At 41.9% G+C, this 12,592-nt stretch carries 16 protein-coding genes; 4 read left to right on the top strand and 12 right to left on the bottom strand.

The genetic code is table 11. From position 1 onward, the window contains the following. Positions 1–110: 110 nt before the first annotated feature. From AC0L46_RS02010 to thrS, 7 genes are all read right to left on the bottom strand, one after another. On the bottom strand, positions 111–407 hold the full coding sequence (locus AC0L46_RS02010; RefSeq protein ID WP_414682539.1) for an integration host factor subunit alpha: 297 nt from the start codon (positions 405–407) through the stop codon (positions 111–113). A gap of 4 nt (positions 408–411) precedes the next feature. Next, a complete protein-coding gene (gene pheT / locus AC0L46_RS02015) occupies positions 412–2,796 on the bottom strand; it encodes a phenylalanine--tRNA ligase subunit beta (RefSeq protein WP_473505369.1) in 2,385 nt (794 codons plus the stop codon). Positions 2,797–2,818: 22 nt separating this feature from the next. Beyond that, on the bottom strand, positions 2,819–3,814 hold the full coding sequence (gene pheS, locus AC0L46_RS02020) for a phenylalanine--tRNA ligase subunit alpha (protein WP_414682537.1): 996 nt from the start codon (positions 3,812–3,814) through the stop codon (positions 2,819–2,821). A 128-nt stretch (positions 3,815–3,942) separates the two neighbouring features. After that, on the bottom strand, positions 3,943–4,299 hold the full coding sequence (rplT, locus tag AC0L46_RS02025) for a 50S ribosomal protein L20 (RefSeq protein WP_024023333.1): 357 nt from the start codon (positions 4,297–4,299) through the stop codon (positions 3,943–3,945). Positions 4,300–4,345: 46 nt separating this feature from the next. Beyond that, a complete protein-coding gene (rpmI, locus tag AC0L46_RS02030) occupies positions 4,346–4,540 on the bottom strand; it encodes a 50S ribosomal protein L35 (RefSeq protein ID WP_317004231.1) in 195 nt (64 codons plus the stop codon). A gap of 63 nt (positions 4,541–4,603) precedes the next feature. After that, the gene (gene infC, locus AC0L46_RS02035) at positions 4,604–5,149 is read right to left on the bottom strand and encodes a translation initiation factor IF-3 (RefSeq protein WP_414682544.1); all 546 of its coding nucleotides are present in this window, start codon (positions 5,147–5,149) and stop codon (positions 4,604–4,606) included. Continuing rightward, positions 5,146–7,083 (bottom strand): threonine--tRNA ligase, encoded by a 1,938-nt coding sequence (gene thrS / locus AC0L46_RS02040; protein ID WP_473505372.1) that lies wholly within the window; start codon positions 7,081–7,083, stop codon positions 5,146–5,148. The genes infC and thrS overlap by 4 nt, the downstream gene beginning before the upstream one ends. A 239-nt stretch (positions 7,084–7,322) precedes the next feature. Between thrS and AC0L46_RS02045 the strand changes: the two genes are divergently transcribed. From AC0L46_RS02045 to AC0L46_RS02055, 3 genes are all read left to right on the top strand, one after another. Beyond that, the gene (locus AC0L46_RS02045) at positions 7,323–7,949 is read left to right on the top strand and encodes an O-methyltransferase (RefSeq protein ID WP_473505374.1); all 627 of its coding nucleotides are present in this window, start codon (positions 7,323–7,325) and stop codon (positions 7,947–7,949) included. Between the two features lie 94 nt (positions 7,950–8,043). Further along, positions 8,044–8,511, top strand: a complete 468-nt coding sequence (locus tag AC0L46_RS02050) for a GIY-YIG nuclease family protein (protein ID WP_473505376.1) — start codon at positions 8,044–8,046, stop codon at positions 8,509–8,511. A gap of 74 nt (positions 8,512–8,585) precedes the next feature. Then, entirely contained in the window at positions 8,586–8,741 is a 156-nt protein-coding gene (locus tag AC0L46_RS02055) for a hypothetical protein (protein WP_473505378.1), read from the top strand. 86 nt (positions 8,742–8,827) lie between these two features. Here the strand turns inward: AC0L46_RS02055 and AC0L46_RS02060 are convergent, their stop codons facing one another. The 5 genes from AC0L46_RS02060 to AC0L46_RS02080 all read right to left on the bottom strand — a co-directional run bounded on the left by AC0L46_RS02060 (position 8,828) and on the right by AC0L46_RS02080 (position 11,630). Then, complete coding sequence (locus tag AC0L46_RS02060) at positions 8,828–10,006, bottom strand: class II 3-deoxy-7-phosphoheptulonate synthase (RefSeq protein ID WP_473505380.1); 1,179 nt, start codon at positions 10,004–10,006, stop codon at positions 8,828–8,830. Then, entirely contained in the window at positions 9,975–10,175 is a 201-nt protein-coding gene (locus AC0L46_RS02065; protein ID WP_473505382.1) for a 3-deoxy-7-phosphoheptulonate synthase, read from the bottom strand. Before AC0L46_RS02065 ends, AC0L46_RS02060 begins: the two co-directional genes overlap by 32 nt. Before the next feature lie 40 nt (positions 10,176–10,215). Next, on the bottom strand, positions 10,216–10,827 hold the full coding sequence (locus AC0L46_RS02070; protein ID WP_414682533.1) for a helix-turn-helix domain-containing protein: 612 nt from the start codon (positions 10,825–10,827) through the stop codon (positions 10,216–10,218). 71 nt (positions 10,828–10,898) lie between these two features. Beyond that, complete coding sequence (locus tag AC0L46_RS02075) at positions 10,899–11,327, bottom strand: protein tyrosine phosphatase family protein (protein WP_473505384.1); 429 nt, start codon at positions 11,325–11,327, stop codon at positions 10,899–10,901. A 24-nt stretch (positions 11,328–11,351) separates the two neighbouring features. After that, on the bottom strand, positions 11,352–11,630 hold the full coding sequence (locus tag AC0L46_RS02080) for a peptidylprolyl isomerase (RefSeq protein WP_414682531.1): 279 nt from the start codon (positions 11,628–11,630) through the stop codon (positions 11,352–11,354). A 127-nt stretch (positions 11,631–11,757) separates the two neighbouring features. On the opposite strand from AC0L46_RS02080, the gene AC0L46_RS02085 reads away from it, so the two are divergent. After that, positions 11,758–12,555 (top strand): response regulator transcription factor, encoded by a 798-nt coding sequence (locus tag AC0L46_RS02085; protein ID WP_414682530.1) that lies wholly within the window; start codon positions 11,758–11,760, stop codon positions 12,553–12,555. The last annotated feature ends 37 nt before the right edge of the window (positions 12,556–12,592 follow it).

Below are 12,592 nucleotides of genomic sequence, written 5' to 3' on the forward strand. Positions count from 1 at the left end.
ACTAAAGCCACCCCACAAAAAATAAGCAGCCTTTCACAAGCGAGATAAAAATAAAGCTGCCCCAATAAAAAAGCCACCTTAAAGGTGGCTTTTAAAAGAGAGAAACTAAATCACTCTTGCATATAATCTTCTACTTTTGACTTAAGCTTTTGCCCTGGCCTAAAGGTAACAACTGTACGCGCTGTAATTGGGATCTCTTCCCCCGTTTTTGGGTTTCGACCAGGTCGCTGACTCTTTTCACGAACTTCAAAATTACCAAAGCCCGATAACTTCACTTGCTGCCTTTCAACAAGTGAATGGCGTACGACATCAAAAAAACCTTCAACAAGATCTTTTGCGTCCTTTTTACTTAGACCAATAGTATCTACTAAATTTTCAGCAAGGTCCGCTTTTGTCAACGATCCCATAAATCTATCCCCTTACAACGGCTCCCAACTGCTCAGCCAAGGCTGTTACAGTCTGTTCGACAGAGTTGTTTACTTCTTCATCACTAAGAGTGTGTGAAGGATGCTGCCACGTCAAGCCCAAAGCGACACTTTTTTTCGTTTCATCAATCCCTTGCCCCTGATAAACATCAAAAACCAAGACATTTTTAAAGCCTTCCCCAGCAGAGCTAACAATCACTCGCTCTAGCTCACTGACAGGAACAGACCTATCAACAAGTAAAGCAAGGTCTCGACGAACCTCTGGGAAGCGAGAAACCGCTTTGTATTCAGGCAAAGTCGCATTAAGCACTGCGTTCAATGCAATATCAAATACATAGATAGGCTGATTCGCCCCCAATGTTTTAGATAGTTGCGGATGAAGCTCACCCATAAGACCAACAAACTGACCGTCAATATAAATATCAGCCGAACGACCTGGATGCAGGAACTCACACGCTGAACGCTCATAAGTTGGCTGACCGCCATTATTTAGCTCAAACAACGCCTCAACATGCGCCTTCAAATCATAAAAGTCTACTTTTTCACTACCGTGATACCAAGCTTCAGGGTGGCGACTACCTGCAATAAGACCAGAAATCTGTTGCTGTTGATCGAGATCCTCTAACGCTTCTACAGAACCAATAAAACGACGCCCAGTTTCGAACAAACGAACACGAGACTGTTGACGGTTTTGGTTATATAAATACGCTCTCACAAGCCCAGGAATCAGACTTGGTCGCATTACACCCATATCAGCAGAAATTGGATTCTCTAAAGGTACGGGCTCAATCTCTGGTAAAAATTGCTTACTAAGCACAGGATCAATAAAGCTATAAGTTACAGCCTCTTGATAACCCTGAGAGACCAAGGTCGCACGTAAAGCTTGAATTGGCGTTTTACCTTCTGACAAAGGAGTGAAGTTCACTGCTGCCTGAGGCATAGAAGAAGGCAGATTGTCATAGCCATAAATACGCGCTACTTCTTCAATCAAATCCGCTTCAATCGCAATATCAAAACGATGAGACGGCGACTTAACAGTCCAAACTTCGTCATTTACTTCAAGCATTTCCAAACCAAGGCGTGTCAGAATATCTGTCACAAGCTCTTTTTCAATGGAAATCGCTAAATATTGATCTAGCTTTTTACGACGCAAAGTAACAACGGCGGCATCTGGAAGAGACTCTTCATTCACCGTATGGGTTACTGCACCAGCTTGTCCACCAGCAATCTCGAGGATCAGAGCCGTAGCACGTTCAATTGCTTTCTCTTGCAGACTTGCATCGACACCACGCTCAAAACGATGAGAAGAGTCTGTATGCAAACCATAAGAGCGTGCTTTACCCGCCAATGCGATAGGAGCAAAAAAAGCACTCTCTAGGAAAACATCTGTTGTTTCAGCGTTTACACCAGAGCCTTCACCACCCATAACACCGGCAATGGCTAATGGCGCTTTCTCATCGGCAATCACCAATGTATCTTCACGAAGAGAGATTTCCTGGCCATCTAGCAAGACGATTTTTTCGTCAGCCGTTGCCATTCGAACAACAATGGATTCTGACAAATTAGCCAAATCAAATGCGTGCATTGGTTGACCCAATTCAAGCATGACATAGTTCGTAATATCGACAATAGGATCAATAGAACGAATTCCGCTTCGGCGAAGTTTTTCAACCATCCATAAAGGCGTTTGTGCTGTGACGTTAACACCACGAATAACACGCCCTAAATAACGTGGACACGCTTCTACAGCATCAACACGAACAGGGAATGTGTCTTCGATAGAAACATCAACAGCCACTATATCAACAGGTGTAAGGTCGACTTTATTTAATACACCTACTTCGCGTGCTAGTCCGGCTAGGCTTAAACAATCACTTCTATTTGGCGTCAGATCAACATCGATAATTTTATCATCAAGGCCTAACACCTCACGGAAATCTGCACCTGTCGCCAATGACAAAGGCAATTCCATAATACCGTCGTTGTCATCACTCACACCTAACTCAGATGCTGAGCACAACATACCAAAAGATTCTACTTGGCGTAGCTTGGCTTTCTTAATCTTGAAGTCAGCCCCTAATACCGCGCCGATTTTTGCAAAAGGAATTTTAATTCCTGGTCGTGCATTTGGTGCGCCACAAACAACTTGAAAAATATCTGCGCCGTCTGACACTTGGCAAACTTGAAGCTTGTCAGCATTCGGATGTGGATCCGCACTGATAATTTCACCCACTACCACACCAGAAAATTCAGAGGCAACAGGTAGAACCTCATCAACTTCAAGACCAGCCATGGTTATCTGAGCCACCAAATCATCACTACTGATGCTTGGATTGACCCACTCTCTTAGCCAATTCTCACTGATTTTCATAAAAACATCCTAGATCGACTGGTTACTTGAATTGCTTAAGGAAACGTAAATCGTTTTCAAAGAACATACGAAGGTCATCCACTTTGTAGCGCAACATAGCAAAACGCTCGACACCCATACCAAAGGCAAAACCAGTATATTTTTCAGAATCGATCCCAGACATCTCAAGCACTTTAGGGTGGACCATGCCACAACCCAATACTTCCAACCAAGATTCCTCACCTTTACTGTTTGTACGCATGATATCGACTTCAATAGAAGGCTCAGTAAAAGGGAAATAGCTAGGACGGAATCGCACCTTTAAATCATCTTCAAAGAAGACATTCAGAAACTCCTGCAGAATTCCTTTCAAATCAGCAAAAGAAATATTCTCATCAATTAGCAAACCTTCTACTTGATGGAACATCGGAGTATGCGTCTGATCTGAATCACAACGATAAACTCTGCCAGGACAAATAATTCGGATCGGTGGCTGCGTTTTTTCCATCGTACGTACTTGAACAGGAGATGTATGCGTTCTCAGTACGGTAGTTGGATTAAAATAAAATGTATCCTGCATTGCGCGCGCAGGATGGTGCGCAGGAATATTTAACGCTTCGAAGTTATGATAATCATCTTCGATTTCTGGGCCTGCCGCCACATCAAAACCAATGCCACGGAAAAACGTTTCAATACGCTCCATGGTTCTAGTAACTGGGTGCAAACCACCCACTTCTTGCCCTTTTCCAGACAAAGATATATCAATCGTTTCGTTAGCAAGCTTGGCATTTAAAGCGGCTTTTTCTAGACCAGCTTTACGCTCAGTAATTTTTTCTTGAACTTGCCCTTTGGCTTCATTCACCATTTGGCCAAACTTTGGTCGTTCCTCTGCAGAAACATTACCAAGCTGTTTCAACAAAGCGGTAAGAGCGCCCTTTTTACCTAAATAATGTACTCGAACATCATCTAGCGCGGACTCACTCTCAGATGCAGCTACTGCGCTTAACGCATCAGCAAGAATCTGCTTTAGGTTCTCCATTTATACACTCCAAAAAATAAAATAGGGGAAGAGCGCTAGCTCTTCCCCTATCAAAGACTGCATTGAGTTACTCGTTCTATTAAGACGGAATCTTTCAAGATCGACTCACTCTAAGGCTACGTCAGAAATTAAGCCAAGCTTGCTTTCGCTTTTTCAACGATAGCAGCAAAAACTTCTTTCTCGTACACAGCTAGGTCAGCCAAAACCTTACGGTCAATTTCGATTGCAGCTTTTTTCAAGCCAGCAATGAAACGGCTGTAAGATAGACCATTGATACGTGCAGCAGCGTTGATACGAGCAATCCACAATGCGCGGAATTGACGTTTACGCTGACGACGGTCACGGTACTGATACTGACCAGCTTTGATGACTGCTTGTTTAGCTACACGAAATACACGGCTACGTGCACCGTAGTAACCTTTAGCTTGCTTTAAAATCTTCTTGTGACGGCGACGAGCCTGAACACCACGTTTTACGCGAGGCATAATATAAACCTTATACTAATAAATTAATAAACTAAAAAATTGGGACTTAAATGTATGGCAACATGCGTGTGATTAACGCTTTGTCGCTAGCAGCGATGCTCTTCATTGCACGAAGATGACGCTTACGCTTAGTCGATTTCTTAGTCAAAATGTGACTAGTATGAGACTGCTTATGTTTAAAACCATTCGCGGTACGTTTGAAGCGCTTAGATGCGCCACTGTGTGACTTAATTTTGGACATGATAAAACCACTCTCGCATTCGTTAATGTTAATGTAATTTTTTAATAGCTAAGCTATTTAAAATTACTTCTTCTTTTTGGGGCCTAGCACCATAGTCAATTGACGACCTTCCATTTTCGCAGCTTGCTCTACTGCACCATATTCCTCTAAGTCTTGAGCGACTCGATTCATAAGTTGCATACCAAGCTCCTGATGGGCCATTTCACGACCGCGGTATCGTAATGACACCTTAGCCTTATCCCCGCCTTCAAGGAAACGTATCAGGTTGCGGAGTTTTACCTGATAATCCCCTTCCTCCGTCCCTGGACGGAATTTCATTTCTTTTACCTGAATCTGCTTTGCATTTTTCTTTTGAGCGGCTTTTGCTTTCTTCAGCTCAAAAATATGCTTACCGTAGTCCATTATTTTACAAACAATTGGATCTGAGTCAGTAATTTGCACTAAATCAAGGCTTGCTTCTTGAGCAGCTTTGAGCGCTTCCTCAATCGAAACAACACCAATTTGTTCACCATCAGCCGCGATTAAACGTACTTCGGTGGCGCGAATGTTCTCGTTGATTTGAGGACGCTGCTTGTTAGCGGCACGCCCACGATTAGTATTACCTTTTATAGCTCTATCTCCATTTCTTGTTTACGGCTACGGCGAGCAACTTCTGCGTGAAGCAAATCTTCAAAATCAGAAATACTCATCACTCCAAGATCTTCACCTGTTCGAGTTCGAACGGCTACTTGTTGTTGCTCAACTTCTTTATCACCAACAACGATCATATATGGAATTCGTTGAATAGTATGCTCGCGGATTTTAAACCCGATCTTCTCGTTTCTCAAGTCAAGTTTTGCTCTAAAGCCACTTGAGTTCAATCTTTTTTCCAAATCGGCACAATATTCGGCTTGTCGATCGGTAATATTCATGATCATCACCTGTTCAGGCGCCAACCAAAGCGGGAACGAACCTTCCGACTCTTCGATTAGAATACCAATAAATCGCTCAAGAGAACCTACTATTGCACGGTGTAACATAACAGGCGTTTGACGCGAACCATCTTCTGATACAAATTGCGCACTCAAACGAGTTGGCATTGAGAAATCTACCTGAATCGTACCACATTGCCATACTCGGCCAATGGCGTCTTTCAAAGAGAACTCAATCTTAGGGCCATAGAAAGCCCCTTCACCTGGCAATTCTTCCCAATCCAATCCTGCTGCATCTAACGCATCCGCCAACGCTTTTTCTGACTTATCCCACACCTCATCAGAACCAACGCGCTGTTCAGGACGAGTTGAAAGACGATAAATCACATTATCAAAACCAAAATCGGCATACACTTCATGCAACAAACGAATAAACTCAGATACTTCACTCTGTATTTGGTCTTCTGTGACAAAAATATGACCATCATCTTGTACGAAATTACGCACACGCATAATACCGTGTAAAGCACCAGATGGTTCATTACGGTGACAAGAGCCAAACTCCGCCATACGGAATGGCAGGTCTCGGTAACTCTTTAATCCCTGATTATATACTTGCACATGACATGGGCAGTTCATCGGTTTCACTGCGTAATCGCGGTTCTCCGAATGCGTTGTAAACATGTTTTCTTGATATTTCCCCCAGTGCCCTGATTTTTCCCAAAGAACACGGTCAACAATCTGTGGCGTTTTAACTTCTTTGTAGTCATTATCAAGCTGTTTCTGACGCAAATATTGCTCAATAACTTGGTATAGGTGCCAACCTTTAGGGTGCCAAAAAACCATACCTGGCGCTTCTTCCTGAACATGAAAAAGGTCCAGTTTTTTACCTAATTTACGGTGATCTCGCTTTTCAGCTTCTTCGATTCGAGTTAGATATGCTTTTAACTCTTTCTTGTCATTCCACGCTGTACCGTAAATACGCTGCAACTGTTCATTATTAGAGTCACCACGCCAGTACGCACCTGCCAGCTTCATCAATTTAAAATGACGCAAAACACGAGTATTAGGAACGTGAGGACCACGACACATATCCAAATATTCTTCGTGATGATACAAACCAACTTCTGTTGTTGATTCATCCATATCATCAATAAGGGAAACCTTGTAAGTCTCACCACGCTCAGAAAACAACTGACGAGCTTCAGCAACCGGTGTCATTTTCTTAACAACATCGTAATCCGTTTTCACTAATTCAGCGATGCGTTTTTCAATTGCGGCTAAGTCTTCTGGTGTGAAAGGACGTTCGTACGCGATATCGTAATAAAAGCCTTCACTAATCACAGGTCCTATGGCCATTTGCGCCGTTGGATACAATTGTTTTACTGCGTGCCCAACAAGGTGAGCAAAAGAGTGACGAATGATTTCAACACCGTCTAGGTCCTTCCCCGTCACTATGCTTAATTCAGCATCATCAGAGATTAATTCACACGCATCAACAAGTTGTCCATTAATACGCCCTGCTACCGTTGCTTTAGCAAGACCAGGGCCGATATCTTCGGCAACTTGCATAACAGTAACTGGATTAGAAAAAGAGCGTTGGCTGCCATCAGGCAAAGTAATTACAGGCATTTTATTCCCCTATCGGAGTCAGTGGTGCTCCATACTAAAGAGCACATGTAAATTTCAGCGCATAACCTACCATTTTTCTATTATTCATGCGAATCAAATTTAAATAAGACTTTTTAGTGCATGTAATGGTCATCTATAAAAATCAAGCCTTTTTTCTCCTTTTCAGGCATAGACATTCTCTGTACTGAGAGTAAAATTGCCATCCGTTTCATGAATACTTTAATTGACTAATAAAACCTATGGCTCTTGATAATCTTGACGACTACTGTATTGAGACAACTCAATCAGAACCAGACCTTTTGCTTGAGCTGGTTGAAAAAACCTACTCTGACATGGGCTATCCAAATAAACTGTCAGGTAAAACCATAGGACGTACATTAAAGCTTTTAGCAAAAATCGCCCAACCAAAACGTGCCCTAGAAATTGGCATGTTTACAGGCTACTCAGCCCTTTCCATTGCGGAAGGCATGCCTGTTAATGGTGAGCTGATTTGCTGTGAAACCAATCCAAGAGCGATTGAATTCGCCCAGTCTTTTTTTGATCGTAGTGAGCATGGAAAGAAAATCAATGCTATTTTTGGACCCGCTCTTGATACGATAAATTCCTTGGAAGGGGAATTCGACTTTGTCTTTATCGATGCAGATAAGCGCAACTATTTGAATTACTACGAAGCAGTATTGCCTCTTGTAAAATCAGGCGGCCTCATCATCATCGATAACTCCCTATGGCAAGGGCGCGTTCTAGACCCTAAAGAAAACAGCGACATTGCTGTCGACCAAGTCAACCGCTTAATCGCGCAAGACAACAGAGTCGAGAATGTCCATTTAAATGTTCGTGACGGTCTCAATATCGTCGTAAAACACTAACCCTATTTTTTATAGAACCCTCTCACCTTTGGGTTTCCTTAGGTGATAGGGTTTTATTTGCTATTTAAAAGATACTAGTTAAGAGGCAACGATTTTGGTCGTTTTTAAAATCACAAATAATATCTCTGGAAAGCATTATATTGGCACTTCCTTTAACAGTGGATTCCAGCGTTTTGAGCAATATGTTGAAGCAACAAACGAAGGCTTAGACTTTCCTTTGTACAATGACATCAGGGAGAGTGGCATTGAAGCTTTTATTGTTGAAGAACTTTTTGAAACCAGCGACAAACAAGAGCTGTATGAATTGGAAACAGATTACATTTCAATTTATAACGGTGAAAGCCTACGTGGTTACAAAATTGCTCAAACAGCAGAAAAGTCAGTCAACCTAAATCTTGGCAAAAAGGCATTATTTGACGCAAACGGCGTATCCACAGCAGAGCAACCTAAAAAAACACGAAAAGCAGCGGTAAAAAAACCGTTGAGCTACCAAAGAAAACGGTTGAAGCCACACCAACAGCCAAATCTTTCTTTGGTGAGCTTATCAGTGAAGAGAGACTAGATGCACCTGCTGAGAAAGTAGCCGACAAAAAGAAACCTGTCACTCGTACAAAGAGTAAAGCTAGCATTCAAAAGATGCTGAACGAAGCAGAGAGAGCATCAAAGAAAGAGCGCGAAGAGAAACTAAAGCTACAGCAACAAGCTGAAGCGGAAGAAATGGCTCTTATCATGGCAAAGATTGACGTAACATCTAAATCAGCTACTTCCGCTTTCAGAAAGCGTAAAGGCTAACTTAAGGCTCTACCACTCCTTTCAAAACAAAAAAATCCCCGATTAAAAGCACATTAATCGGGGATTTTTCGTTTATCGAGCTAGACTTAAGCTCTTGCTTTCTTCAATGTCTCAGAAATCATAAACGCCAATTCCAAAGACTGGTCTGCATTCAAGCGAGGATCACAATGTGTATGGTATCGATCAGCAAGGTCGGCCTCTGTCACTTCAAAGGAGCCACCAATACATTCCGTCACATTTTGGCCTGTCATTTCAAAATGCACACCACCGGCATAAGTACCTTCTGCATTATGCACTTGGAAAAATTGCTGCACTTCTTTTAATACATCATCGACACGACGAGTCTTATAGCCAGTTGATGCTTTCACCGTATTGCCGTGCATAGGATCACTACTCCAAACAACTTGCTTCCCTTCTCTCTGGATAGCTTGGATTAGCTTAGGCATTCCATCTTCAACTTTATCAGCCCCCATTCGAACAATTACATTCAAACGACCAGCTTCATTTTCTGGGTTTAGCACATCACACAAACGCACCAAATCTTCAGGATCCATAGAAGGGCCAGCCTTCACCCCAATCGGATTTTTAACACCGCGTAAAAACTCAACATGAGCACCATCCAACTGACGAGTACGATCACCAATCCACAACATATGAGCAGAACAATCGTACCAGTCACCAGTTAAGCTATCCTGGCGCGTAAGAGCTTGTTCGTATGGCAATAACAAAGCTTCATGAGAAGTATAAAACTCTGTTTCTTTTAGTTGAGCCAAACCAGAACCGACTCCACAAGCTTCCATAAACTGCAACGCATCATCAATTTTCCCTGCCACACCATGGAAGCGATCGCCCACTGGACTAGCATTTAAAAAGTCTAAGTTCCACTGATGCACTTGATGCAAATCGGCAAAGCCACCTTGAGCGAAAGCGCGAAGTAAATTCATTGTTGAAGCGCTTTGATTATAAACTTGGATTAAACGCTCAGGATCTGGAACTCGTGCCTCTTCGGTAAATTCAATACCATTAATAATGTCACCACGGTAGCTTGGCAATTCAACACCATTAACCGTTTCCATTCCCGCAGATCTCGGCTTAGCGAACTGTCCAGCCATACGACCCACTTTAACCACTGGACACTTACCTGCATAAGTAAGCACAACAGCCATTTGCAACATAACTTTAAAAGTGTCACGAATATTATTCGCATGGAATTCAGCAAAGCTTTCAGCGCAATCACCAACCCTGCAATAAAAATGACTGGCCATTCGCCACTTGTGCCAATGCTTTTTTAAGCTGACGAGCTTCACCTGCAAAAACAAGAGGAGGCATTTTTCCTAACGTCGCTTCAACCTGAGATAAATGCGCTGCGCTAGGATAAACCGGCTGCTGTAATGCCGTTTTTTCTCTCCAACTTGCTAACTCCCACTCTTTCATAATTATTCTTAACCTTTTTTCATATTATTGTTTAATATTCTCAACGGGCTACAACCCAAAGTATTTCGGCATCTTTTGGGGACAAAGACACCACCGCATGCCCCATAGTGGCATCATAATACACACTATCCCCTTCTTTTAATTCAATTGGCTCATAGAGCTCAGAGAAAAAATTAATTTTACCGTCTAAAACCAAAAGAAATTCTTCTCCATCATGACGCACCCACTCTTTAAATTCATTAAAAGATCGAGCTCGCACCTTAGTTTTAAAAGGCACCATCTTCTTACGACTAATAGAGTAATTTAACAACTCATGCTCATAAGTTGCTGTTGGGTGAGGCTCTCCTTTTCCTTTTCGCGTGATGTCTCTACGACCAGCAATCGAGTACTCACTTGCCTCAACAAAAAGCTGCGGCAAATCCATCTCCAAACCATTTATTAATTTCTGAACAATGGTAAAGCTAGGGGACACCTGATCGTTTTCAATTTTAGACAAGGTTGAACGCGCAATGCCAGTTCTCTTTCCAACCTCTTCTAACGTCCAACCTTTCGCCAGACGTATCTCTTTAACCCGCTTTCCAAGCTCTAAAGGCTCAACAAAACGATCTGGGTCAGATGCGGTGGCAGTTTCTAATGAAGGACGACTAACCATAATATTCCAATACTACTTTTTAAAATTTAACCTTACTCAAAAACCAACAACCCAAATACACTTCTAAAGTACTATTTCTTCGCCAAAGGCTCCATCGCAGCAGAACAACGAGACAAATCAAAGCCTTTCTCTGATACTTGGGAAACCAACTTTTGATACCCTTCACCTTGAGCATTTTTCATCAATACCCACAAAACAGATGAACGAGTACCCGTTCGGCAAAATGCGAGGGTTTTCTCACCTTCTACCAAGGCATCACTTTGACCATCTACATGCGCCTGAGAAAGCTTAGGCAGCTCGATAGGGTTACTAACGTATTTCATACCAAGCATTTCCACTGCAACACGAATACTCTCTGCCGAAGGCTGATCATCAGATTCACCATCCGGCCGATTATTAATAATTTTCTCAAACCCCTGTTTCTTTAATTCGGATAAGTCTTCTCTCAATAATTGAGGAGAAACAAAATAAAATTCATCAATCTGAACCACATTACTCATCACAATATCCTCATAAAACCTAGTTTAAGAACGGTATAAAACTTTAATCAGGTGAAAACCAAACTGCGTTTTCACAGGGCCCTGAACTTTCAATAAAGGCCCATTAAAAACAGCCTTATCAAAAGCGGCAACCATATCCCCTTTTCTAAATTCGCCCAAGTCCCCACCTTTTTTCCCAGACGGGCAAGTCGAAAATTGTTTCGCTAACTTATAGAAATCAGCTCCTTTGTCTAACTTTGCTTTGATCGACTCAGCTTCAGACTTAGTTTTCACTAAAATATGACACGCACTTGCAGTGGACATCAACACTCCCATCTTTGAAACACTATAGATAAAACATGGTAACCCATTTAGTATATTGGAATTAACTAAAAATATAATGGATACTGTATTTAGTTGTATAAGTATCAATAAGTAGGCGATTTCATAAATGAGCAATTACGAAGCAATTAACGACCTTTCTTTTCTTCTTGTGGAACCTTCTGACACTCAAAGAAAAATTATCGTTAAGGCACTACAAGAAGCTGGTATCAAACAAATTGAGTGCGTAAATAGTATCCAAGAAACAATGGACACTCTATCTTCTTTCCCGCCAGACCTTGTTATTTCCTCAATGTATTTACCTGACGGCTCAGCCAATGACTTAATCGATCGCATACGCTCCAATGAGGAAACCGAGGGGCAATGCTTCATGCTTATTTCAAGCGAACGCAATAAAGAACACCTTGAGCACCTAAGACAATCTGGTGTTCTTGCGATTTTACCAAAACCATTCAGTCTTAAAGACTTACAGCGAGCAATTCACGCTACTCTAGATCTCATAATTGAAGAAGAAATAGACCTAGAAATGTTTGACCCTAGAACACTCAGGGTACTTGTAACAGATGACAGTCTTATGGCAAGGAAACACATCAGCAAAACTCTTAACACTATGGGCATTGAAGACATTGAATTTGCTGAAAACGGTAAAGAGGCAATAGAAATTTTAAGTCAAAGCGAATTTGATTTAATTATCACTGACTACAATATGCCTGAAATGGATGGCAAAGAACTTACTGATGCAGTACGACAAACACCTGAATGGGCTCACCTCCCTATTCTAATGGTCAGCTCGAATTCAGAAGACAGTCAATTAGCGAACATCGCTCAAGAAGGCGTCGATGCAATTTGTGGCAAACCGTTTGAACCAAGTGTTGTAAGGAAGCTCCTAGCTCAAATTTTGAACTAAAAAAAGAGCTTCATATTGAAGCTCTTTTTTTGACTTT

Source organism: Marinomonas sp. 15G6-16, assembly GCF_055809555.1.

Bases quoted from the DNA above. Each gene is read 5' to 3' on its own strand.
- AC0L46_RS02010 (WP_414682539.1), bottom strand. From the start codon at position 407: ATGGGATCGTTGACAAAAGCGGACCTTGCTGAAAATTTAGTAGATACT.
- pheT (WP_473505369.1), bottom strand. From the start codon at position 2,796: ATGAAAATCAGTGAGAATTGGCTAAGAGAGTGGGTCAATCCAAGCATC.
- pheS (WP_414682537.1), bottom strand. From the start codon at position 3,814: ATGGAGAACCTAAAGCAGATTCTTGCTGATGCGTTAAGCGCAGTAGCT.
- rplT (WP_024023333.1), bottom strand. From the start codon at position 4,299: ATGCCTCGCGTAAAACGTGGTGTTCAGGCTCGTCGCCGTCACAAGAAG.
- rpmI (WP_317004231.1), bottom strand. From the start codon at position 4,540: ATGTCCAAAATTAAGTCACACAGTGGCGCATCTAAGCGCTTCAAACGT.
- thrS (WP_473505372.1), bottom strand. From the start codon at position 7,083: ATGCCTGTAATTACTTTGCCTGATGGCAGCCAACGCTCTTTTTCTAAT.
- AC0L46_RS02045 (WP_473505374.1), top strand. From the start codon at position 7,323: ATGGCTCTTGATAATCTTGACGACTACTGTATTGAGACAACTCAATCA.
- AC0L46_RS02055 (WP_473505378.1), top strand. From the start codon at position 8,586: ATGCTGAACGAAGCAGAGAGAGCATCAAAGAAAGAGCGCGAAGAGAAA.
- AC0L46_RS02060 (WP_473505380.1), bottom strand. From the start codon at position 10,006: ATGGCCAGTCATTTTTATTGCAGGGTTGGTGATTGCGCTGAAAGCTTT.
- AC0L46_RS02065 (WP_473505382.1), bottom strand. From the start codon at position 10,175: ATGAAAGAGTGGGAGTTAGCAAGTTGGAGAGAAAAAACGGCATTACAG.
- AC0L46_RS02070 (WP_414682533.1), bottom strand. From the start codon at position 10,827: ATGGTTAGTCGTCCTTCATTAGAAACTGCCACCGCATCTGACCCAGAT.
- AC0L46_RS02075 (WP_473505384.1), bottom strand. From the start codon at position 11,327: ATGAGTAATGTGGTTCAGATTGATGAATTTTATTTTGTTTCTCCTCAA.
- AC0L46_RS02080 (WP_414682531.1), bottom strand. From the start codon at position 11,630: ATGTCCACTGCAAGTGCGTGTCATATTTTAGTGAAAACTAAGTCTGAA.
- AC0L46_RS02085 (WP_414682530.1), top strand. From the start codon at position 11,758: ATGAGCAATTACGAAGCAATTAACGACCTTTCTTTTCTTCTTGTGGAA.